Here is a 19,587-nt window from a genome sequence, read left to right on the forward strand (position 1 = left end):
ACCCCTCCCCCCACTCAAGGATCCGAGCCCCACCATGAAATTCGATCTCGCCTACTGCCTCAGCCTCGACGACAAGTTGTCGATCTATGACGTTCGCGATCTCAATTTCGATGAGACGGTTGCCTTCGACTCTGCGAAGGAGCACTTCCAGTGCCCCAACGATGCCTGTCGTTCGACGTTCGAGGCTTCCAACGAGTTGGGCACGCTCAACGCCAAGAACGTGAATTACGTGCGCACGCCGCACTTCAAGAATCTGCCCACTACGCAGCATGTGGCGGGTTGTCCGTATGTGAGTTTGAAGGCTTCAGCGTCTGGCGTTGAGACGGCGGATGGCGAGGTGGATGACGGGCGTGAGGAACACTTTCCATCAGAGTTATTGCTGACCCGGCGTGAGTATGTGCGCAAGCCTGTCGCGCCAGCGGGGGTGGCGGATGTGTTGCGGGATGATCCGGTGCGGGTGGCGGCGGACAGTGGTAAAGAGTCGGCGGGTCGTGAGTCGGCACCGGACAAGACCAGTGTGTTTGCTCATCCGGTGGAGTGTTTTGTTTCCAACTTCGCCGACAAGGAGTTGCTCAAGCGGATGCCGTTGAAGGTCGGCGAGCATTCGGCACCGTACAGTTCGTTCTTCAAGAGGATTGAGTATCTGACGGACAACAAGGGGCTGATTTACTGGGGGCGGATCAAGAAGATCGAGGACTTCCACAGTGCCAGTTTTCGTATCGATTTCGAGGACAAGGTCTGGTTCAAGAAGCCCGAGGACAGTAAGAAGAAGCCGTATCCGGTCAGCGTTTATCTGAACAAGAAGCTGATCGACAACTACCGCAAGCGCAAGGCGTTTCTGGAAGAGATCAAGCATGCGGTGGATAGCGACAAGGCGTTGTTCTGTTTCTTCTATGGGGTGACGCCGGAGTTGAAGCAGGTGCCCGGCAAGAAGAACCCCGAAAAGCCTTTCGAGGTCTTCAATGCCAATATCGAGAACCTGGATCACTTCATTATTCGTGAAGCGCCGGGGCTGGAGTGACGGTTAGCCTTGGGGCAGTTGCAGTTTGACGGCGCCGGGGTGTTGTTTGACGACGGAGTAAGGCAGGATCGACCAGTCAGGTCTATCGCAAGAGCGTTGCACGCGGGCGAAGTAGGCGCCGAGGTACAAGCCCTTCTCGGTGAAGTACCAAGGTGAAGTGCCCCAGATGCTCTCATCCTGGAAGTTGCAGTCGTCATCTCCCGTCGGTTTCTTCATTTCTGTGGGGTACAGGGCGGTGAATTGCTTGATTACCCAAGGTACCAACTCTTTGCTTACGTACTGATAGCGCGCGTTACTTTCGTCCTTGCTCAGCGGTTTGTCGCCTAGGCTGTCGCGCTCGGCATGTAGCAGCGGTTTGCCCTCTCCGACCCACAGCACATCTTCGAGGGACAGCGGGTGGCCGGTTTTCACGTCGATATTGAGCGGGGAATCGCCGAAGTCGGGATGCGCGCCGCCGCAGTAATAGCTGGTCGAGATATTCAGGCTGACCACGGCTGGCGAGATCATTTTCGGTTCTGCCTGTTGCATGAACTCCACGTTCTCCCCGCCCTGTAATTGGCAGCCGTGATAGCTGATGACTTCATTCCAGAGGCGCCCGAGCAACTGCTGGTTAACCCGTTGCTGATCATCTTTCGACAATCCGGACTCCACGCTGAACAGCGAAATCTTTGTCTCAGGCTCGGTCCACCATTGCAGGTCATAGCCCATGAAGTTGTCTTTCTTCGCCGGTTTGAGCTTGAGTCCCTGCAGGCGCAAATACTCGTAAGGCTCGCCGTATGGCAGTGCGGCAATGAAAGGTAAAGTTGCCGAGGTGGGCGCGGGAAGTCTGGCCTCGGTGAGTTTCACCGGCAGCTTTTTGCCCTGCGGACTTTGCCATTCGCCCTGCCAGCCGCTGCCGGTTTCTTCCAGCTTCAAGGTCGGCAGCGGCTTGTCGTCACCGTAGCGGTTATTGCCTTCAACAAGGTTCAACGTGCTGTCTTGTAGCGAGCCGCTGAGGGCTAGGTCACGGTGATATTTCTCGTAGAAATAGCGGCCGGTGACTTCGTCCTGCTGTGTGGTGTTGAGTTCAACAACAATCGCCGTCTTGCCCAATGTGCCGGTAAATACGCGCCGGCCATCTTCGGCATGGGCAGTGGAAATCAGTGTGAACAGCGCCGCGGCATATGGCGCCAGGCGCATCAGTCCCTTGAGCATGAATCAATCCTTGAAGGAGTCGGAGAACGCGTCGGCACACAGGCGCCGGCGCTGAAAAATACGCTGCGGATTATGGCGGGGACAGCTTAACTATTCGAGTTTTCTTGCTCGTACTTTTTAAGCCAGGCTTCGTGCTCCAGCGCCGCAATTTCCCGAGCCATTTGTTGGCGACGTTCCTTGGCAGCATGAAGCTGGACGTCATCAAGAAAGCAGTAATGACGCAGCCAGTGAAGCGCCATTTCCTCATCCGGAAAGTAGTAAGACTTGGCGCCCTTGCTGTTCCTGGGCGTGTCATTCATTTGCTCGTCAAATACCATCGCAGTGATGTCATCCGGTGGCAAAGACCCCGTATGGGCGACCTTGTCCTGGAACATCCATGCAATTTCATCAATGTGTTTTTGCGCGCTGCGATGGCTACGTCGATAGAACCGTTGATGCTCACAAGTCTGTTTCAGCCGCGCCAACATCAACTCCGGGTTAAGCCACTGCCCGAGGTCATGATGATGGGCGTTGATCACTATCCCCTTGACCCAACGATCCACAAATCGATCAACAAAGTCTTCTGTGTCAGCCTTTTTCGCATCAGCGAAAATCAGGCAATAGCGGGTTTTTATGTGAATGGCCAGCAGCACGTGCTTGCGTTGTACCGTTATCGCGTGCACCAGCCACTGCTCATCAGCGCCGTTCGACTCATCATCTTCAATGATTGAGGACGGCGGATTAGTGTCCACCGGCGTGATCTTTTTGCCTTTGTGAATACGGCTGAAAAACTTACTGGCGGCTTCGGTGCAATTGAAGATCAACATCCTGGTTCTCTGGTAGTTGCTGGAGGACGGCGCTCAGTTACCGATTTTGATTTCTTCCGCTGTAACCTGGCAATGATTCATTTAAGCGAAATGCACAGCAGCACAATAATCAGCAACCCGATATAGACCCAGGCATGCACCTGGTCTGGTATCCGCCCGATCCATGGCGTGGCCAAGCGAATCCCGATGAGCGAGCCAACCGTCAGCACAGCAAACGCCAGCAAATCCACATACCCGACAAACCACGCGCCCAAGTCAGCCTGACTGAACCCGGCCAACGCCATGTACGTCAGCGTCCCGGCCACTGCCACCGGCACGCTCAGTGGATTGGCCATGGACGTCGCTTGCGACATGCTCAATCCACAACGGCGCAATAGCGGCACGGTCATGACGCTGCCTCCTACACCGAGAAACGTCGCGATGGCGCCGATGCCTACACCGCCTGCGGAAGTTTCCGTAGCGCCAAGTCGGCGTGGGATGACGTCTGCGTTCTGAGTGAGAAAGCCGCGTCGCAGCAGGCAATCAATGATGGTCACGCCGAGGTAGCCGATGAACGCGTAGCGAATCACTTCGCCGCTGACCCACACCGCCGCTATTGCGCCAACGACCGCGCCCAACCCGATGAACCCGCCCAGCGGCCACAGGTAATGACGGATGAGATTGCCGGCGCGACGGTGTTTGTTGGTGGCGATCAGGGCGTTGACGATCATCACGCAGGTTGAAGTGGCGACGGCGATGTGCATCGCCGATTGGCCGATCGGGTCGTCGGCGCCGTGGCTGGCGCTGAGCATCCGATACAGCAGCGGCACTACAACGAAGCCGCCGCCGAAGCCGAACAGCACGGCGGTGATGCCGGTCAGGCAGCCGAAGAGGGTCAGCAGTAAATAGAACATGTCGAAGCGTCCGTGGAGGGAGAGCGGTCGACGATAGAACGGCATCGCTTGGCCCGCTTCAGCAAGTCAGCCAATAATGCTTGCGTTTACGCCAACCACCGGGAAACGCCAGATGCGCAATGTTTCGATCAATCTGCTGGATGACACGCCGCGCGCGGTGGTGGCGATCGGTACGGATTATTCCCACGGTCACTTGCTGCCCTTTCACACGCATCGGCGGGCGCAGTTGTTGTACGGCGCGACCGGTGTGATGCAGGTCAGCACCCATGACGGTAACTGGGTAGTGCCGCCGCAGCGGGCGGTGTGGATTCCGCCGGGGGTGGCGCATGAGGTGCTGATGCTCGGGGTCAGCACTCGCAGTGTCTATATCGAGCCGGGCACAGTGGATTTGGGCGAGCGCTGCCAGGTGATCAGTGTGTCGCCGTTGATGCGGCATTTGCTGATGGAGGCGGTGGAAGTGCCGCTGACCTATGATTTGGGAGGCCGCGATGGTGTGTTGATTGATCTGTTGCTGCATGAATTGACGCGCAGTGCGCCGCTGCCGTTGCACATTCCGCTACCGACTGACGGAAAGCTCCTATCCCTGTGTCAGACCTTTCTGCATCAGCCGTACGCCCATCAATCTCCACAGCAGTGGGCCGAGCAGTTACACATAAGCTTGCGCACCTTCAACAGGATGTTTCGGCAACAGACCGGATTGAGTTTCAGGCAATGGCGGCAGCAGGCCTGCGTGGTTCTGGCGCTGGCGCGACTGGCCGCGGGTGAAGCGGTGACGCGCATCGCGCTGGACTTCGGTTATGAAAGCCCGGCGGCGTTCTCGACGATGTTCCGGCGGATCCTCGGGCAGGCACCGTCCGTCTGGTTGGAGGCGGCGAATTAGGGCAAATCAAAAAATGCGTTTGATCCCGGCCGAAAACAACTGTACAAAAACACAGTACATTTTCAATCAGCACTCTTGAGCCCGGAGCACACCATGGCCTCTCTTGCGATGAACCACATCCTCGAACGCATTGCCCTTTTCCAGTTCACCCCGACGCACTGCGTCCAGGCCCGAGCGATGCTGGGCTGGAGCGTGGAACAGCTATCGCGGGAGGCTGAGGTTTCGGTTGAAGACATTCATCGGTTTGAGGCGCAGCAGGACGTAGCGGATGCGGCGCGACTGGCCCTGGCTTACCGGTTCGAGGCGCAGGGGCTGGTGTTCTTTCCCGGGTTTGCACCGGGGCGTAGTGCGAGTGTTCAGGGCGTGTCATCGGAAGCGATGGGGCGTGGGGATTTTGCGATGGCTGAGTAAGACAATCGCCCCCGAAGGGGCGAACTGGGCGAGCTATCAGGCGCTCTGCACCACCGCCTCACTCTCCCCTTCAACCGCCAACCACCACGCCTCCCCGCGTTGCGGTTGGGCGATGTTAAACGCCTCACCCATCTGCGGCGTGGTAATCGAAATACTGCGTTCCCACGCCAGTGCCAGAATCCGGTCAAACGGTTCGTGCCAGGCGTGCATGGCCAGGTCGAAGGTGCCGTTGTGGATCGGGAAGAGCCAGCGGCCCTTTAGGTCGATGTGCGCTTGCAGGGTTTCTTCGGGCTGCATGTGCACGTGCGGCCATTCGACGTTGTAGGCGCCGGTTTCCATCAGGGTCAGGTCGAACGGGCCGTACTGTTCGCCGATGCGTTTGAAGCCGTCAAAGTAGCCGCTGTCGCCGCTGAAGAAGATTCGGGTGTCGCCGTCGATCATCACCCAGGACGCCCACAGTGAGCTGTTGCCATCGAACAAGCCACGGCCGGAAAAGTGTTGCGACGGTGTGGCGACGAAACGGATGCCGGCAATCTCGGCGCCCTGCCACCAGTCGTACTGGCGGACTTTGCTGGCATCGATGCCCCATTTGATCAGGGTGTCGCCGACGCCCAGCGGGGTCAGGAACAGGTTGGTCTTGGCGGCCAGTCTGAGCACGGCCTGGTAATCGAGGTGGTCGTAATGGTTGTGCGACAGGATGACCGCTTCGATCGGCGGCAACTGGTCGATACTGATCGGTGGCTGGTGGAAGCGTTTCGGCCCGGCCCACTGCACCGGCGAGGCGCGCTCGGCGAAGACCGGGTCGGTGATGAAGAATTTGTCGCGCAGTTTCAGCAACAGGGTCGAGTGACCGAGGCGAAAGACGCTGTGATTGGGCGCTGCCAGCAGTTCTTCCCGGGTCAACGCTTGCACCGGGATAGGCGCGGCGGGCCGGGTGTTGCGCGGTTTGTGGAATATCATGTTCCACATGATCCGCAGCATTTTGCGTACGCCTTCGCGCTGCACGGGTGCGTGATTGCGAAACAGCCCCTGATGCTGCCGCGAGGCTTCAGGCGTGGATGTGTGATCCGGGATCGAAACTGGATTGGCCATGACTGAATGACTCCAGAAAAACCGCGCAATTCGCGGTTTTTCCACGGTGGGACGATAAATGGCCAAAGCTGCACGCATAGGCCGAACTTCTGCTTTTTAAGTTGCGAGGATTAACGCAACATTACACTGATCGGTGTAGTTTCTAGGTTGCATCAAAGCGGATGACAAGTAAACTTCCAAGTGTAATTTCATCTTTTCCCTGCCGAAGCTTACTCATGACAGCTCCACAACGCCTCACCGACCGTAAACGCGAAGCCATTATTCAAGCGGCGATTACTGAATTCCGTGCCAACGGTTTCGAAGTCACCAGCATGGACAAAATCGCGGCCACCGCCGGTGTATCCAAGCGCACGGTGTACAACCATTTCCCCAGCAAAGAAGAGCTGTTCGCCGAAATTCTCAACCAGTTGTGGGCACGAATCAGCGCTGAGCAATCGGTCGTCTATAACCGCGATCAGCCTCTACGTGATCAGTTGCGGCAAATGCTTCAGGCCAAAGTGCAGTTGATGGCCGACGAAAACTTTCTGACCCTGGCCCGAGTGGCAATTGCTGCGACCATTCATTCGCCGGAGCGCGCGCAGAACATGGTCGAGCGAATGGGTGAACGCGAGGAAGGCCTGACCGTGTGGATTCGCGCCGCGCAGGCTGACGGTCGACTGAAAGCGGTCGATCCGGAGTTCGCCGCGCATCAGGTCCAAGGGTTGCTCAAAACCTTTGGCTTCTGGCCACAGATGTCGATGGGCCGCGCAGCCCTCGATGTCGAGATGCAGAACACCGTCGCCGAATCGGCACTGGAAATGTTTCTCGCCTGCTATCAACGCTAATCCGCCCGTCTCCTGTAACCCGCTCTGCGTGACCCTGCCAGTTGCCGCTGCATGAGGCCTGGAGGGTTGATGGCGCGATGGGTCAAGCATTGAATTCATGCTGTCATCCGCAGGTGCCGGAGTTGCGAGTGGGCCTTAGTATCGGTTTGGCGCGCTATAAATCCTTGTACAAGGATGCCCTCGACTGGCTGAACGATGTCGACAAAGCGCTCTAAACCGCTAAAAACAAGGGCCTCAACACCATCAGCGTTGCCTTGAGCAAGGGCGCGACGGACAACATCGATGCCCGAAAAGTTATACAAAATTACAAATAATTACTCTCTTGTACAAGTTTATGAAGTTTTGTATAAGTAGCCATCTGCCAGCTAAGGAATACTGGCATTGAGCAGTCATTGCCGAATGCCGTCCGCGCATTCGGTCTGCCGGCGCGGAAATAGGGACTGAATCCTCGATCCTCCCCACTTCCAGAGTAGTGCGAACATGTTCTTCAATCGCCACAAATCCGTCATCGACGATCTTCAGCGCACCCTCACCGAACAAGCCGGCCTGCTCGATGCGATCAATCGCTCGATGGCGGTGATCGAGTTCGACCTCGATGGCGTGGTGCTGCGTGCCAATGACAACTTTCTCAAGACTATGGGTTACACCGCCGAACAAGCGATCGGCCAACCGCATCGACGCTTTTGCACGCCAGAGTTCGGCCGTAGTGCTCAGTACACTGATTTGTGGTCACGCCTGAAAAATGGCCAGTTTCAGTCCGGTACGTTTGAGCGGGTCGACGGCAAGGGCCAGCCAATCTGGCTGGAAGCCAGTTACAACCCGATCAAGGATGCCTCGGGGCGCGTAGTAAAAGTGGTCAAGTACGCGATGGACGTGACCGCCAAGGTGCAGCAGGAAAGCGAAGCCAACGCCAAGTTGCAGGCGATTGACCGGGCAATGGCGGTCATCGAATTCAACCTCGACGGCAGTATTCTCACGGCCAATCAGAATTTTCTGACGCGCATGGGTTACACCCTCGCCGAGCTGAAAGGTAAACATCACCGTTTGTTCTGCACGCCGGCACTGGTCAACAGCAGCGCCTACGAAGATTTCTGGCGGCGCTTGAACCAGGGCGAGCTTTTCCAGGGTCAGTTCGAACGCGTCGATAAACGCGGGCAAACCGTATGGCTCGAAGCCAACTACAACCCGGTTTATGACGCTGCCGGGCGCTTGTGCAAAGTGGTGAAGTTCGCCTCCGACGTGACTACCCGCGTCGAGCAACACGAACAGGACGCGCGCAGTGCCAGCGCGGCGTATCACATCTCCGTGGCGACGCGAAAAGTCGCCGAGCAAGGCACCCAGGTGATCCAGCAGGCCGCCAGTGAAATGCGCGAGATCGCCGAGGACATTGCTGAGTCTTCAACGCTGATTGCACAACTGGGGGAACGCTCCGAGCAGATCACCGCCATCGTCAACACGATCCGCGCGATTGCCGACCAGACCAACCTGCTGGCGCTCAACGCTGCGATCGAAGCAGCGCGCGCCGGTGAACAGGGTCGCGGTTTTGCCGTGGTCGCTGACGAAGTGCGGCAATTGGCGGCTCGAACCAGCGGCTCGACTGCGGAGATTTCCAGCATGATCGGTTTGATCCAGAACGAGACCCGCCAAGCCATCAAGAGCATGGAAGGCACCCGGGGGCGCGCGGCTGAAGGGGTCGAGTTGGCGAATCAGGCGGGGACGGTGATTCTGCAGATTCGTGATGGCGCCAGTGAGGCGGTGGATGCGGTGAGCATGTTTGCCAATGAGCGGGCGCCGGGTTAAGGCTTGTACAAGGCAGCCAGACCGCGTCGTGGCCTTCGCGAGCAGGCTCGCTCCCACAGGGGTCAGGTTGATCACAATATTTGTGAATACCCCGGCTACCTGTGGGAGCGAGCTTGCTCGCGAAGGGGCCGGTCGCCATAACGCAGGGCTATAGTGACTACACGTCCCACGCCCTGCCGAGTGCACCATGACCACTGAAAAACCCGCATCGCCTGAAACAGCTCCGGTCGATCACCTGCGCTTCCACCGCCCCCACGCCCACCTCAGCACCACCTTCGGCAACGACACCTTCGCCCTGCGCGCCGAGGCGTTTGCGCGGTTCTTCGGCACGCCGATGTTTCTCGGCGCGCAAACCCTGATTGTGCTGTTTTGGGTCTGCCTCAACGTGTTTGGCGTGACCACCTTCGACGTCTACCCGTTTATCCTGTTGAACCTCGCTTTCAGCCTGCAATCGGCCTACGCCGCGCCGCTGATTCTGCTCGCACAAACACGCCAGGCTGCCCGCGACAAGGCGCAGGCCGATGCCGACGCACTACATCGTGAAGACCTGGCACAGGCCAATACCGAGCGTCAGGCCCAAGCCGCGAAGAACACCGCGCAACTGCTTGAGCTGCTGGAGCAGAACACCCGCCTCACCGAGATGACCAAAAACCTCACCGAACGCATCGCCAGCCTGACCAGCGAGTTGCACGATCACATGCGCCAGAACCCGCAGCGCTGATCACGGCAAACGCAGCGCCCGCCCCAACTCATCGAACAACGTCACCACCGAGCGCAACGCCCGGCAATCCGGGCGGGTCAGCAGCCACAGCGCGGTGTCATAACCATGCAGCGGCTCGCTCAACGCCTGCACACCCTCGGTAATCAGAAAGTCCGGTAACGCCGCCACGCCGAGGCCCGCGCGAACCAGCTCTGTCACCGACAACATGCTGTTGCAGCGATAGCCCGGGGTGACGCCGGGTAGATGCTGACGACGCCAGGCGATGGTTGGGTGATCGGGTAGAAAGTCGTCCGGGGCGATCCACGTCAGCGCCGTCAGATCCGATGCATCGACATTCTGCAGATACCGCGCACTGGCGCAGACCCTGTAGGAAATCTTCGCCAGTTGTCGTCCGACCAGATGCTCGGGCGGTGTCCGCGTCAGGCGCAGGGCGATGTCAGCATCGCGGCGACTGAGGTTGGCGAAATCGTTGGAGGTGCTTAGCTCAATGGTCAGTGCCGGGTAATTGGGCATGAACTGCGCCAGCGCCGGCAGCAGCAAACCTTGCAACACCGAATCGGTGCAGGTCAGGCGCACCGTGCCGCTGACCACTTCACCGCCCTGCTCCACGCCGATGCGCGCGGCTTCCAGCGCCTGTTCGGCGCGTTCGGCTTGCTCGGCCAGTGTCTGCGCGAGAGTTGTCGGTAAATAGCCGGCGCGGCTTTTTTCGAACAGTTGCTGGCCGAGCGCAGCTTCGAGACGGCGCACGGCGCGGAACACCGTCGACACGTCAACCTTCAGCAGTTGAGACGCCCTAGCCAGAGAGCCGCCGCGTACCAAGGCGAGAATCAGGGCCAGATCGGGATAGTCGAGTTGATAGTGCGTCGCTGCATTGATCACTTGGGCAAACGCCAATGTTGAGTGCGTGAACGCCAATCTATAGTGAAGGCCATCAATCAACAAGCGCAGGGAACCTCCATGGAAAACAGCGCCATCCGTATCGCCCTGATTGGCGATTACGACCCGCAGGTCACCGCTCACCAAGCCATTCCCGTCGCCCTCGGGCTGGTCGCCGAACACCTCAACCGCAACGTGCAATTCGAATGGTTGCCCACCGAGCAGATCCACGCCGATACGCCGCTCGAGCGGTTCGACGGTTTCTGGTGCGTCCCCGCCAGTCCTTACAAAAGTGAAGCCGGCGCATTGCGGGCGATCCGTTTTGCCCGCGAACAGCAGCGCCCTTTCCTCGGCACCTGCGGTGGTTTTCAACATGCGGTGCTGGAATTTTCCCGCAACGTGCTGGGTTGGGAGGATGCCGAGCATGGTGAGACGTCACCTGAATCTGAACGTGCGGTACTCACGCCGTTGACCTGTTCGCTGGTAGAAGCGGTGGACAGCATTCACTTGGTGCTCGGTTCGTTGATCGCCAAGGCGTACGAAACGTCGCAGATTCGTGAAGGTTATCGCTGCCGCTTCGGTGTGAATCCGCTGTTCGAACGGGAACTGTTGAACGATCGGCTACAGGCCGTGGGGCATGATTCGTCAGGGGATTTGCGCGCGATTGAACTCAAGGATCACCGCTTCTTTGTCGCTACGTTGTTCCAGCCAGAACGTGCCGCGCTCAAAGGGCAGATGCCGCCGCTGGTGCGCGCGTTTGTTGAAGCTTGTGCGGAGTCACGTTGATGGCTGCCTGCTTTGCGGTGATTTTTACGTCGACTCGAACCGAGGGTGACAACGGCTATGCCGAGGCGGCTGAGCGCATGGATTTGTTGGTGCGTGAACAGCCGGGGTTTCTTGGGGTGGAGTCGGTTCGAGGGGCGGGTGGCTTCGGGATTACGGTGTCGTATTGGCAGAGCGAAGCGGCGATTCTGGCGTGGCGGCAGCATCCTGAGCATCGCTTGATTCAGCAGCGTGGGCGGGAACAGTGGTATTCGGCATTTCATACGCGGGTGTGCAAGGTTGAACGCGAGTATCGGTTCGGGCCATAAAATGGCGGCGCATTGGCGGCCGCCTTCGCGAGCAGGCTCGCTCCCACAGGGGATTTGTGAACACCACGGTTCCCCTGTGGGAGCGAGCCTGCTCGCGAAGAGGCCCTCACCCTCACTGCAAAACTTCAGCCCCGCACCAGACTCCGCACCGCCTCAATCTCCGGCACGTCAACCTTGCTCATATAAACGCGCAACGGCTCGGTGATGTTGATTCGGTCATCAATATTCTGATCCAGCAACAACTGAATCAACTCGCGTTTAAGCGTCATGGTCTGCGCTGTCGCCGGCGCCCAGACGAATTCGTTCACAGGAATAATGCCGTCATCCGCCACGTCCATGCCGAACGAATCTTCGCTGAAGCGCACGATGTACTGACCGGTCTTGCGGTTAAGGCCAACAAATCCCTTGAGATCGTCAGCAGCCTGGCAGATGAGTTGGGAGGTGATGCGCATGGTAAACCTCACGAAAAATGATCGATGGTTTACACGCAGGGCAACGGAGCGGCGCGCCCTCTGCCGGAGCGTCTGCCGAGGGCAAGCGTACTGCAAACCGCGCCACAAAAGTGCAGGAAAAATCGCTTTTAATACGTTTATGTCGGTCCTGCGATAGCACCCGAGCGCTTCAGTTGTTAAAAGGTACGTCTTTGAAAATGCCCTGCGAAAGGAACTCGAACATGCCCGCTACTTTCACCAAAAGCGCTCTGGTCCTGAGCCTGCTGCTCGGCCTCGGTCACGCGCACGCCGCCAGCCACACCGATCCGAAAGCGATCGCGGCCACCAACGGCATCCCGCACCCGGCGGTGATCGCCCACCGTGGCGCGTCTTTCGATGCACCGGAATCCACCGCTGCCTCCTACAAACTGGCTCGCGACCTGGGCGCCGATTACCTGGAAATGGACCTGCAGCGCAGCAAGGACGGCGTGCTGTTCGCCCTGCACGACGACAATCTGCAACGCACTACCGACGTCGCCACCAAGTTTCCGGAGCGTAAAGACAGTTCGGCCACCGCGTTTACCATGGCCGAACTGAAAACCCTCGATGCCGGTAGCTGGTTCAACGCCAAGTACCCGGATCGCGCCCGCCCGTCCTACGCCGGACTGAAAATTCTGACCCTCGATGAAATCATCGACATCGCCCAGGCCAACCCGCAACACAAGCCGGGCCTGTACATCGAGACCAAAGAGCCGCAGCTGTTTCCCGGGATAGAGAAAGACCTCAAGGAAAAACTCCAGGATCGTGGCTGGCTGAGCCCGGCCGGTTCGAAACTGGCGAAAAGTGCGCTGGGTGTTGGTCAGGGTAAAGGCAAAGTGATCCTGCAGACGTTCGAGAAAAACAGCCTCGAACTGCTGGAAAAAGAAATGCCGCAAGTGCCGAAAATCCTCCTGTTGTGGGTGGGCGAAGGCAGCATCGAGCCGAAATCGAAAGTGACGTTTGCCGAATCCGGCGAGAAAGACAAAAACGTTTTCTACGGCAAGCAAGAGCCGAAGTCCGAAGCCGAATTCAAACAATGGGTGGATTACGCCAAGGCCCAGGGTGCGATCGGCACCGGCCCTTCGGCGAAGTTGACCAAGGGTGGCGACCAGAGCTATTCGGATCTGGTGCAACCGTGGATGAACCAATACACCCACGACCAGGGCATGCTGGTGCACGTCTACACTGTCGACGAGCCGGTGGACTTCGAGAAAGTCATGGCGGCCGGTGTCGACGGCATCTTTACCAACCGTGCCAGCGAACTGTTGAAATTCTATAAACGCCCGGCGTCCGCCAGTGTTGATCAGGTATTGAAGAACAACGGCTTCTGATCTGAAATCGAGGCGCCTTCATCGCGGGCAAGCCACGCTCCCACAGGTTCTGTGCAGGTGCAGGGCTTGCCCGTTTTGTTTGGGTTTGGGATTTTAAGGGTGAGTTAAGTTGTGCCGGTTAACCTGAGGCAACTTAAACGAATCACCCCAAGGAACGAACCGATGAAAACTTTGACTGCCCTGTTTACCGCCGCTGCCCTGACTCTTACCGCTGGCCTGGCCCAGGCTGATGTTCGCGTTGACCAGATTCCTGAACTGGTTAAGTCGGGCAAGATCAAGTCGCTGGAGTCGATGAACGCCGAAGCACTGAAACTGCATCCGGGTGCGACTATCACTGACACGGATCTGGATAACCACTTCAATGGTTATGAGTATGAAGTTGAATTGAAGACTGCTGATGGCAAAGAGTTCGATGTGGACTTTGATGCAACGACCGGCAAGGTGTTGAGCAACAAGCAAGACACTTGATTGAACGCACCACCAAAAGCCGCACGATTGAAAGATCGTGCGGCTTTTTTGTGTCTGGTGTTTGGCATGGTTGATGTGTTGTCAGTGAGATTTTCTCCCCCTCACCCCAGCCCTCTCCCCCAAGGGGGCGAGGGGAAAGGGAGCCGATCGGGGGTCATTCAAGACCTGGGTTAGCCTCGCAATCTTGCAGCCGATCAGGAAAACAACAAGGACCTGAGTGCGCCTCGATATTTCAGGTCGGCGTACCTCGAATAGTCACCACGGTCAGTCCCCTCTCCCTCTGGGAGAGGGCTAGGGTGAGGGGAAAAGGCATCACGCCGAGGTGCTGACCAGCGAACCCGAGGTGCTCGAATCGGAATCCTGCAACGCCTGCAACAGCGAGGCGGTGGCGGTGGACAGGGAGGCCGAGGTGGCAGTGATCTGCGCTTGTGCGGCAGCCACTTCGGCGACCTTCGCATCCGAACTTTCCTGCTTCGCCTGCGCCGCTTGCAACGCCTGTTGCTGTTCCTGCAATTGCTTCTGCAACTCGGCAATCTGCTTGCGCAGTTCTTTCACCGAATCCGACTCCTCGCTGCTGCTGGAACCGCTGTCACCCGCCGGAGCGGCACCACCACCGGCGGCGACTTTACCGGTATCGGCAGTCGCACCCGTGCTGGCGGTTGCTGAGGTAGACGTGTCGTCACCAACGTCACTGATCGACGTTTTACTGGTGGGTGTCGTGACGGTCTGATTGATCGAAACAGAAGTAATGCTGACCATGGAAAGGCTCCAATGCCGGTGATAGATAACCGGTCATCGACCACGGCCGCAGGTAATTGAGATCGACTGTGTACCGACTCGGTATCCGAACCGGTACACAGTCAATGGCCTCAGGCGCTCAGGCGCGCGGTGACCTCGTTCAGTTGCCCGGACAGACCATGCAGGTTCTGGCTGGCACTTTCGGTGCGCTGCACATTGTCGAGGTTGGTGCTGGCAATCGACGTAATCTCGGTGAGATTGCGCGAGATGTCCTCGGCCACCGAGGTCTGCTCTTCCGCAGCGGTAGCGATCTGACGGTTCATGTCGCGAATCGCTTCCACCGCGTGAGTGATACGCTCCAGCATCGCGCCGGCCTGGGTCACCTGCTCAACGCTTTCGTCACTGCGCGTCTGGCCGCTGTCGATGGCTTGCGCCGCGTCCACCGCACCGGTTTGCACGCTCTGAATGATCTGATTGATCTCGATGATCGACTCCGCCGTGCGCTGTGCGAGGTTGCGCACTTCATCGGCAACCACGGCAAAACCACGCCCGGCTTCACCGGCGCGCGCCGCTTCGATCGCAGCGTTGAGCGCCAGCAGGTTGGTCTGTTCGGCGATGCCACGAATCACTTCCAGCACTTTGCCGATACGACCGCTGTCGGCTTCCAGACGACGGATCACCGTGGCGGTGTTGGCGATTTCACCGCGCATCTGCGTGATCGAGTGGATGGTGCTCTGCATGACCTTTTCACCCTGTTGGGCGGACTGGTCGGCATCGTCGGCAGCACGCGCAGCATCGGCAGCGTGACGCGCCACTTCCTGCGCAGTGGCGGACATTTCGTTCATCGCCGTGGCGACTTGATCGGTGCGGTTGAACTGCTCGTTGGTGCCGCCAGCCATGGTCGTGGCGATCGCGTTCAACTCACCGCTGGCGCTGTCCAGATCACTCGCGCTGCGCTGCAGACGGGTGAAGGTTTCGGCGAGAAAATCACGCAGGGTGTTGGCCGCCGCGGCAAGATTGCCCAGCTCGTCCTGGCGGTCACTGACCACACGTTCGGCCAGTTTGCCGCGGCTCAATTGGGTGACGTAATCGATGAGTTTGCGGATCGGCTCGACCAGGTTGCGGTTGACCAGCCACAGGCTCAACAGGCCGATCAGCAGACCCGACGCGAGCATCACCAGCAGCCCCAGCCATACGGTGCGATCAGCCTCGGCACTGATCAGCGCCGACTGCGCGGTGCCTTGCTTGCGCAACTCGGCGACCAGCTCGCTCATCTGATCGCTGGCGGCGCGGTCGACGCCTTTGACCGCCGCGTCACCCACCGTCGGATCACCACCGGCAGCCACGTAGGCATCGCGTCCCTTCAGATAAGCGCTACCCAACTGGCGGTGTTCTTCACGCAAATGTTCGATGCGCGATTTCAGACTGGGCTCGATGCCTTTCTGCCCGGCCAGTTCTCCGAGGATCTTCTGCACATCGCGCTGGCGATCTTCGAACTGACCCCAATACTTGGCCAGATCCGCCGGTTGCTTGCCGCGCAACAACACGTTTTTCCACTCCTGCACCTGCACCTTGAATTGCAGGTTGGCTTCGTCGATCAGTTGCGAAGTGTGCAGGGGACCGGCGATCAATTGGCTGTAGCTTTGCACGCCGTTGGACAGGAAATGAAAACACGCCAGGGCAATCAACAGCACCGCCAGCAGGCTGCCGCTCAGCAGAGCGAGAATTTGCGCTCTCAGGGATTTTTGCAGCATCGAAAGATACTCAGGACAAGGATGAGGCACGCCCGGTAAGGCGTGAAATTGTGCCGGACATCCTTGTCGGCGAGCCTTGGCTCATGGCCAATGGCGCGCAACCTAACGCACCTGTGATCGGCGCGCCAGAGCGTTTCTTGAAGAAAATCAGACCACCGGTAAGTCGCTGATTTGACGTCACTTTGCTGTCACACAAACGTCATGTGACATTGCGATGATGCGGCTCAGGTGAATCTGTAAAACCCGCCCCGGATGCCCTCCTCGCAGCGAGCCTTCATGAACCACAGCCTCGACATCAGTCATCGCGATCCTGATCTTTTTGGCCTGCTCTACGGCTTCCGTTTCCTGCCCGGCGAACGTGGCCGCGAAGTCGATTCGGCGACGGCATTGCGCTGTTTGCAGGACGACAGCGACAGCGGTGAATTCCTTTGGCTGCACCTGAACCTGGCCCACGCGGCGTGCGAACGCTGGATGAAAAGTCATCTGCAATTGCCCGAAGAGTTTTTCGAGGCGCTGCACGAAGGCTCGCGTTCGACACGTATCGAGCATGTCGATTCGGCATTGCTGGCGGTGGTCAACGATGTGGTGTTCAACCTCAGCAGCATGGTCTCCTCGGACGTGTCGACGCTGTGGGTCTGTGTGCGCAGCAAACTGATCGTCAGTGCGCGTTTGCAACCGCTGCACTCGGTGGATAAATTGCGCTCGTCAGTGAAGGCCGGCGAGCGCTTTCGTTCGCCCTCGGAGTTGCTTGTGCATCTGCTGCGCGATCAAGGCGAAGTGCTCACGCAAATCGTGCGCAAGACCAGCCTGAGCGTTGATCAGGTCGAGGACGAATTGCTCTCCTCACGGCTGTCGACCAACCGCGCCGAACTGGGTGCCAACCGGCGCGTGCTAGTGCGTTTGCAACGGCTGCTGGCGCTGGAGCCGGGTTCGCTGCTGCGTCTGCTCAATCGGCCGCCGCCATGGTTGCAGAAGGAGGACGTCAAGGAGCTGCGCAAATCCACCGAGGAGTTTGCGCTGATCATCAACGACCTCACTGCGCTGGGCGAGCGGATCAAACTGCTCCAGGAAGAGATCGCCGCCAACCTCAACGAGCAGAGCAACCGCACGCTGTTTACTCTGACGGTGGTGACTGTGCTCGCGTTGCCGATCAACATCATTGCCGGTTTTTTCGGGATGAATGTGGGTGGCGTGCCGTTGTCGCAGGATCCGGAAGGGTTCTGGATTCTGGTCGCGCTGGTGGCGACGTTTACCGTGATTGCCGGGCGTTGGGCGTTTCGCAAAAGAGGCGATTACTGACCACAAAATGCGCTAGCACCGCAGATCCAATGTGGGAGCGAGCCTGCTCGCGAAAGCGATCTGTCATTCAACAATGATGGTGACTGACACTCCCTCTTCGCGAGCAGGCTCGCTCCCACAGGGGACCTCATCGGCCTTAAGACCGACGGTCAGGCTATTCGGCCAAACACTGATCTATCGCAGTCTCTCTGTAACATTCTGCAACGATCATGGGCGACATTCCTTCCCTCGCTCAGGATTGTCCGCTCATGGCTACTCCCTCCCTGACCGCCAGCCCCGCGTCCGCCGCCAGCGGCAGGCCGGCCCTCGACAAGAAAACCGGCCCGTTCACCTACGTGATCTTTTTCGCCGTGCTGGCGATGGGAATGCTGTTTACCGCTTACAGCCTGATGCACGACATGCACGAACTCGGCACGGTGGTCACCACATGGACGCCGTTTCTGCTGCTCGGCGTGGCGCTGCTGATTGCGCTGGGTTTTGAGTTCGTCAACGGTTTCCACGACACCGCCAACGCCGTCGCGACGGTGATCTACACCCACTCGTTGCCACCCAATGTCGCGGTGGTCTGGTCGGGGTTCTTCAACTTTCTCGGCGTGCTGCTCTCGAGTGGCGCGGTGGCGTTCGGCATCATCGCCTTGCTGCCGGTGGAGTTGATTCTGCAGGTCGGTTCGTCTGCCGGTTTCTCGATGATCTTTGCTCTGCTGATTGCGGCGATCCTGTGGAACCTCGGCACCTGGTGGCTGGGGTTGCCGGCCTCGTCGTCGCACACGTTGATCGGTTCGATCATCGGCGTCGGTGTGGCCAATGCCTTGATGCACGGCCGCGACGGCACCAGCGGTGTCGATTGGGCACAGGCGACCAAAATCGGTTACGCGTTGCTGCTATCGCCGTTGGTGGGTTTCGGTTGTGCGGCACTGTTGCTGCTGGCGCTGCGTGCGTTCGTGAAGAATCGTTCGCTGTATAAAGCGCCGGAAGGCAACACGCCGCCGCCATGGTGGATTCGCGGTTTGCTGATTCTGACCTGCACCGGCGTGTCCTTCGCCCACGGCTCCAACGACGGGCAGAAAGGCATGGGCCTGATCATGTTGATTCTGGTCGGTACGCTGCCGATGGCCTACGCCTTGAACCGCACCATGCCGGAAGAACAGTCGCTGCAGTTCGCCGCCGTGGCGCAAGTCACCCAACAAGCGCTGGTGAAAAGTGCGCCGTTGCCGACACCGGCCGATCCACGTGCAGTCCTCTCCGATTACGTGCGCAGCAAGGACGCCACGCCGCAACTGATCCCCGCCCTCGCCGCTCTCACCGGGCACATCGGTGAAGAAGTCAAAGGCTACGGTTCGCTGGCAAAAGTCCCGGCTGAAGCCATGGGCAACGTGCGTAACGACATGTACCTGGCCAGCGAAAGCATTCGCCTGATGGACAAAAACAAGGTCGGCAATTTCGACGCCGACACCAGCGGCAAACTGCAACTGTTCAAGCAACAGATCGACAACGCCACGCGATTTATTCCGCTGTGGGTGAAGATCGCCGTGGCCATCGCGCTGGGGCTGGGCACCATGGTTGGCTGGAAGCGCATTGTGGTGACGGTCGGCGAGAAGATCGGCAAGACCCACCTGACCTATGCGCAAGGTGCCTCGGCGGAAACCGTGGCGATGTTGACCATTGGTGCGGCGGATATGTTTGGTTTGCCCGTTTCGACCACGCATGTCCTGTCCTCGGGTGTCGCCGGGACCATGGTCGCCAATGGTGGTGGGTTACAGATGAAGACCATCCGCAATTTGCTGATGGCGTGGGTGCTGACGTTGCCGGCGGCGATCCTGCTGTCAGGCAGCCTGTACTGGCTGTTCACCCAGATCTTCTGACCCCCCACAAATCCCCTTGTGGGAGCGAGCCTGCTCGCGAAAGCGCTGGATCAGTC

The 19,587-nt window shown here is 58.7% G+C and carries 19 protein-coding genes and 2 pseudogenes; 13 read left to right on the plus strand and 8 right to left on the minus strand.

Features of this window, described 5'->3' with window-relative positions; all coding sequences use genetic code 11:
• Nucleotides 1–34 precede the first annotated feature (34 nt).
• Nucleotides 35–1,021: a hypothetical protein gene (locus tag HU718_RS23335; protein WP_186614571.1), complete on the plus strand. Its 987-nt coding sequence runs from the start codon at nucleotides 35–37 to the stop codon at nucleotides 1,019–1,021.
• A gap of 3 nt (nucleotides 1,022–1,024) precedes the next feature.
• On the opposite strand, the gene HU718_RS23340 is transcribed toward HU718_RS23335, so the two are convergent.
• The 3 genes from HU718_RS23340 to HU718_RS23350 all read right to left on the minus strand — a co-directional run bounded on the left by HU718_RS23340 (nucleotide 1,025) and on the right by HU718_RS23350 (nucleotide 3,914).
• Nucleotides 1,025–2,215 carry a hypothetical protein gene (locus HU718_RS23340; RefSeq protein ID WP_186614569.1) on the minus strand — a complete coding sequence of 397 codons (1,191 nt, stop codon included), beginning with the start codon at nucleotides 2,213–2,215 and terminating at the stop codon, nucleotides 1,025–1,027.
• A gap of 86 nt (nucleotides 2,216–2,301) precedes the next feature.
• Complete coding sequence (locus HU718_RS23345) at nucleotides 2,302–3,021, minus strand: DUF6933 domain-containing protein (RefSeq protein WP_186614567.1); 720 nt, start codon at nucleotides 3,019–3,021, stop codon at nucleotides 2,302–2,304.
• A 77-nt stretch (nucleotides 3,022–3,098) separates the two neighbouring features.
• Nucleotides 3,099–3,914 (minus strand): sulfite exporter TauE/SafE family protein, encoded by an 816-nt coding sequence (locus HU718_RS23350; RefSeq protein WP_186614565.1) that lies wholly within the window; start codon nucleotides 3,912–3,914, stop codon nucleotides 3,099–3,101.
• A 112-nt stretch (nucleotides 3,915–4,026) separates the two neighbouring features.
• On the opposite strand from HU718_RS23350, the gene HU718_RS23355 reads away from it, so the two are divergent.
• Nucleotides 4,027–4,794: an AraC family transcriptional regulator gene (locus HU718_RS23355; protein WP_186614563.1), complete on the plus strand. Its 768-nt coding sequence runs from the start codon at nucleotides 4,027–4,029 to the stop codon at nucleotides 4,792–4,794.
• A gap of 93 nt (nucleotides 4,795–4,887) precedes the next feature.
• Nucleotides 4,888–5,205: a helix-turn-helix domain-containing protein gene (locus HU718_RS23360; protein WP_064387600.1), complete on the plus strand. Its 318-nt coding sequence runs from the start codon at nucleotides 4,888–4,890 to the stop codon at nucleotides 5,203–5,205.
• Nucleotides 5,206–5,241: 36 nt separating this feature from the next.
• Here HU718_RS23360 and HU718_RS23365 read toward each other — a convergent pair whose 3' ends face one another.
• Nucleotides 5,242–6,297, minus strand: coding sequence for an MBL fold metallo-hydrolase (locus tag HU718_RS23365; RefSeq protein ID WP_186614561.1), 1,056 nt, complete (start codon nucleotides 6,295–6,297; stop codon nucleotides 5,242–5,244).
• Between the two features lie 215 nt (nucleotides 6,298–6,512).
• On the opposite strand from HU718_RS23365, the gene HU718_RS23370 reads away from it, so the two are divergent.
• From HU718_RS23370 to HU718_RS23380, 4 genes and pseudogenes are all read left to right on the plus strand, one after another.
• The gene (locus tag HU718_RS23370) at nucleotides 6,513–7,121 is read left to right on the plus strand and encodes a TetR/AcrR family transcriptional regulator (protein ID WP_137218991.1); all 609 of its coding nucleotides are present in this window, start codon (nucleotides 6,513–6,515) and stop codon (nucleotides 7,119–7,121) included.
• 570 nt (nucleotides 7,122–7,691) lie between these two features.
• Nucleotides 7,692–8,375 (plus strand): annotated as a pseudogene (locus HU718_RS30050) (PAS domain-containing protein); the annotation flags it as partial.
• A gap of 108 nt (nucleotides 8,376–8,483) precedes the next feature.
• Nucleotides 8,484–8,921 (plus strand): annotated as a pseudogene (locus tag HU718_RS30055) (methyl-accepting chemotaxis protein); the annotation flags it as partial.
• A 187-nt stretch (nucleotides 8,922–9,108) separates the two neighbouring features.
• The gene (locus HU718_RS23380; protein ID WP_110718764.1) at nucleotides 9,109–9,642 is read left to right on the plus strand and encodes a DUF1003 domain-containing protein; all 534 of its coding nucleotides are present in this window, start codon (nucleotides 9,109–9,111) and stop codon (nucleotides 9,640–9,642) included.
• On the opposite strand, the gene HU718_RS23385 is transcribed toward HU718_RS23380, so the two are convergent.
• Nucleotides 9,643–10,584 (minus strand): LysR family transcriptional regulator, encoded by a 942-nt coding sequence (locus HU718_RS23385; protein ID WP_186614559.1) that lies wholly within the window; start codon nucleotides 10,582–10,584, stop codon nucleotides 9,643–9,645.
• A 15-nt stretch (nucleotides 10,585–10,599) separates the two neighbouring features.
• On the opposite strand from HU718_RS23385, the gene HU718_RS23390 reads away from it, so the two are divergent.
• Nucleotides 10,600–11,304, plus strand: coding sequence for a CTP synthase C-terminal region-related (seleno)protein (locus tag HU718_RS23390; RefSeq protein WP_186614557.1), 705 nt, complete (start codon nucleotides 10,600–10,602; stop codon nucleotides 11,302–11,304).
• Nucleotides 11,304–11,609, plus strand: a complete 306-nt coding sequence (locus HU718_RS23395) for an antibiotic biosynthesis monooxygenase family protein (protein WP_186614555.1) — start codon at nucleotides 11,304–11,306, stop codon at nucleotides 11,607–11,609. The genes HU718_RS23390 and HU718_RS23395 overlap by 1 nt, the downstream gene beginning before the upstream one ends.
• A 125-nt stretch (nucleotides 11,610–11,734) precedes the next feature.
• Here HU718_RS23395 and HU718_RS23400 read toward each other — a convergent pair whose 3' ends face one another.
• On the minus strand, nucleotides 11,735–12,061 hold the full coding sequence (locus tag HU718_RS23400; protein WP_110718768.1) for a DUF2025 family protein: 327 nt from the start codon (nucleotides 12,059–12,061) through the stop codon (nucleotides 11,735–11,737).
• Nucleotides 12,062–12,282: 221 nt separating this feature from the next.
• Here HU718_RS23400 and HU718_RS23405 point away from each other — a divergent pair, with 221 nt between their 5' ends.
• Complete coding sequence (locus tag HU718_RS23405; RefSeq protein ID WP_186614553.1) at nucleotides 12,283–13,410, plus strand: glycerophosphodiester phosphodiesterase; 1,128 nt, start codon at nucleotides 12,283–12,285, stop codon at nucleotides 13,408–13,410.
• A gap of 162 nt (nucleotides 13,411–13,572) precedes the next feature.
• Nucleotides 13,573–13,878: a PepSY domain-containing protein gene (locus HU718_RS23410; protein ID WP_007917758.1), complete on the plus strand. Its 306-nt coding sequence runs from the start codon at nucleotides 13,573–13,575 to the stop codon at nucleotides 13,876–13,878.
• Nucleotides 13,879–14,190: 312 nt separating this feature from the next.
• Here the strand turns inward: HU718_RS23410 and HU718_RS23415 are convergent, their stop codons facing one another.
• Complete coding sequence (locus HU718_RS23415; RefSeq protein ID WP_180698604.1) at nucleotides 14,191–14,637, minus strand: hypothetical protein; 447 nt, start codon at nucleotides 14,635–14,637, stop codon at nucleotides 14,191–14,193.
• A gap of 110 nt (nucleotides 14,638–14,747) precedes the next feature.
• Complete coding sequence (locus HU718_RS23420; protein ID WP_186614551.1) at nucleotides 14,748–16,370, minus strand: methyl-accepting chemotaxis protein; 1,623 nt, start codon at nucleotides 16,368–16,370, stop codon at nucleotides 14,748–14,750.
• Nucleotides 16,371–16,646: 276 nt separating this feature from the next.
• Between HU718_RS23420 and HU718_RS23425 the strand changes: the two genes are divergently transcribed.
• The gene (locus HU718_RS23425; protein WP_095121237.1) at nucleotides 16,647–17,669 is read left to right on the plus strand and encodes a transporter; all 1,023 of its coding nucleotides are present in this window, start codon (nucleotides 16,647–16,649) and stop codon (nucleotides 17,667–17,669) included.
• A gap of 248 nt (nucleotides 17,670–17,917) precedes the next feature.
• Entirely contained in the window at nucleotides 17,918–19,531 is a 1,614-nt protein-coding gene (locus HU718_RS23430) for an inorganic phosphate transporter (RefSeq protein ID WP_077574219.1), read from the plus strand.
• Nucleotides 19,532–19,587 lie beyond the last annotated feature (56 nt).

Origin of the sequence: Pseudomonas tensinigenes (genome assembly GCF_014268445.2) — a bacterium.
GTDB lineage: Bacteria > Pseudomonadota > Gammaproteobacteria > Pseudomonadales > Pseudomonadaceae > Aquipseudomonas > Aquipseudomonas tensinigenes.

Excerpts from the sequence above, each read along its gene's own strand:
- HU718_RS23335 (WP_186614571.1), top strand. The coding sequence starts at position 35 with ATGAAATTCGATCTCGCCTACTGCCTCAGCCTCGACGACAAGTTGTCG.
- HU718_RS23340 (WP_186614569.1), bottom strand. The coding sequence starts at position 2,215 with ATGCTCAAGGGACTGATGCGCCTGGCGCCATATGCCGCGGCGCTGTTC.
- HU718_RS23345 (WP_186614567.1), bottom strand. The coding sequence starts at position 3,021 with ATGTTGATCTTCAATTGCACCGAAGCCGCCAGTAAGTTTTTCAGCCGT.
- HU718_RS23350 (WP_186614565.1), bottom strand. The coding sequence starts at position 3,914 with ATGTTCTATTTACTGCTGACCCTCTTCGGCTGCCTGACCGGCATCACC.
- HU718_RS23355 (WP_186614563.1), top strand. The coding sequence starts at position 4,027 with ATGCGCAATGTTTCGATCAATCTGCTGGATGACACGCCGCGCGCGGTG.
- HU718_RS23360 (WP_064387600.1), top strand. The coding sequence starts at position 4,888 with ATGGCCTCTCTTGCGATGAACCACATCCTCGAACGCATTGCCCTTTTC.
- HU718_RS23365 (WP_186614561.1), bottom strand. The coding sequence starts at position 6,297 with ATGGCCAATCCAGTTTCGATCCCGGATCACACATCCACGCCTGAAGCC.
- HU718_RS23370 (WP_137218991.1), top strand. The coding sequence starts at position 6,513 with ATGACAGCTCCACAACGCCTCACCGACCGTAAACGCGAAGCCATTATT.
- HU718_RS23380 (WP_110718764.1), top strand. The coding sequence starts at position 9,109 with ATGACCACTGAAAAACCCGCATCGCCTGAAACAGCTCCGGTCGATCAC.
- HU718_RS23390 (WP_186614557.1), top strand. The coding sequence starts at position 10,600 with ATGGAAAACAGCGCCATCCGTATCGCCCTGATTGGCGATTACGACCCG.
- HU718_RS23395 (WP_186614555.1), top strand. The coding sequence starts at position 11,304 with ATGGCTGCCTGCTTTGCGGTGATTTTTACGTCGACTCGAACCGAGGGT.
- HU718_RS23400 (WP_110718768.1), bottom strand. The coding sequence starts at position 12,061 with ATGCGCATCACCTCCCAACTCATCTGCCAGGCTGCTGACGATCTCAAG.
- HU718_RS23405 (WP_186614553.1), top strand. The coding sequence starts at position 12,283 with ATGCCCGCTACTTTCACCAAAAGCGCTCTGGTCCTGAGCCTGCTGCTC.
- HU718_RS23410 (WP_007917758.1), top strand. The coding sequence starts at position 13,573 with ATGAAAACTTTGACTGCCCTGTTTACCGCCGCTGCCCTGACTCTTACC.
- HU718_RS23415 (WP_180698604.1), bottom strand. The coding sequence starts at position 14,637 with ATGGTCAGCATTACTTCTGTTTCGATCAATCAGACCGTCACGACACCC.
- HU718_RS23420 (WP_186614551.1), bottom strand. The coding sequence starts at position 16,370 with ATGCTGCAAAAATCCCTGAGAGCGCAAATTCTCGCTCTGCTGAGCGGC.
- HU718_RS23425 (WP_095121237.1), top strand. The coding sequence starts at position 16,647 with ATGAACCACAGCCTCGACATCAGTCATCGCGATCCTGATCTTTTTGGC.
- HU718_RS23430 (WP_077574219.1), top strand. The coding sequence starts at position 17,918 with ATGGCTACTCCCTCCCTGACCGCCAGCCCCGCGTCCGCCGCCAGCGGC.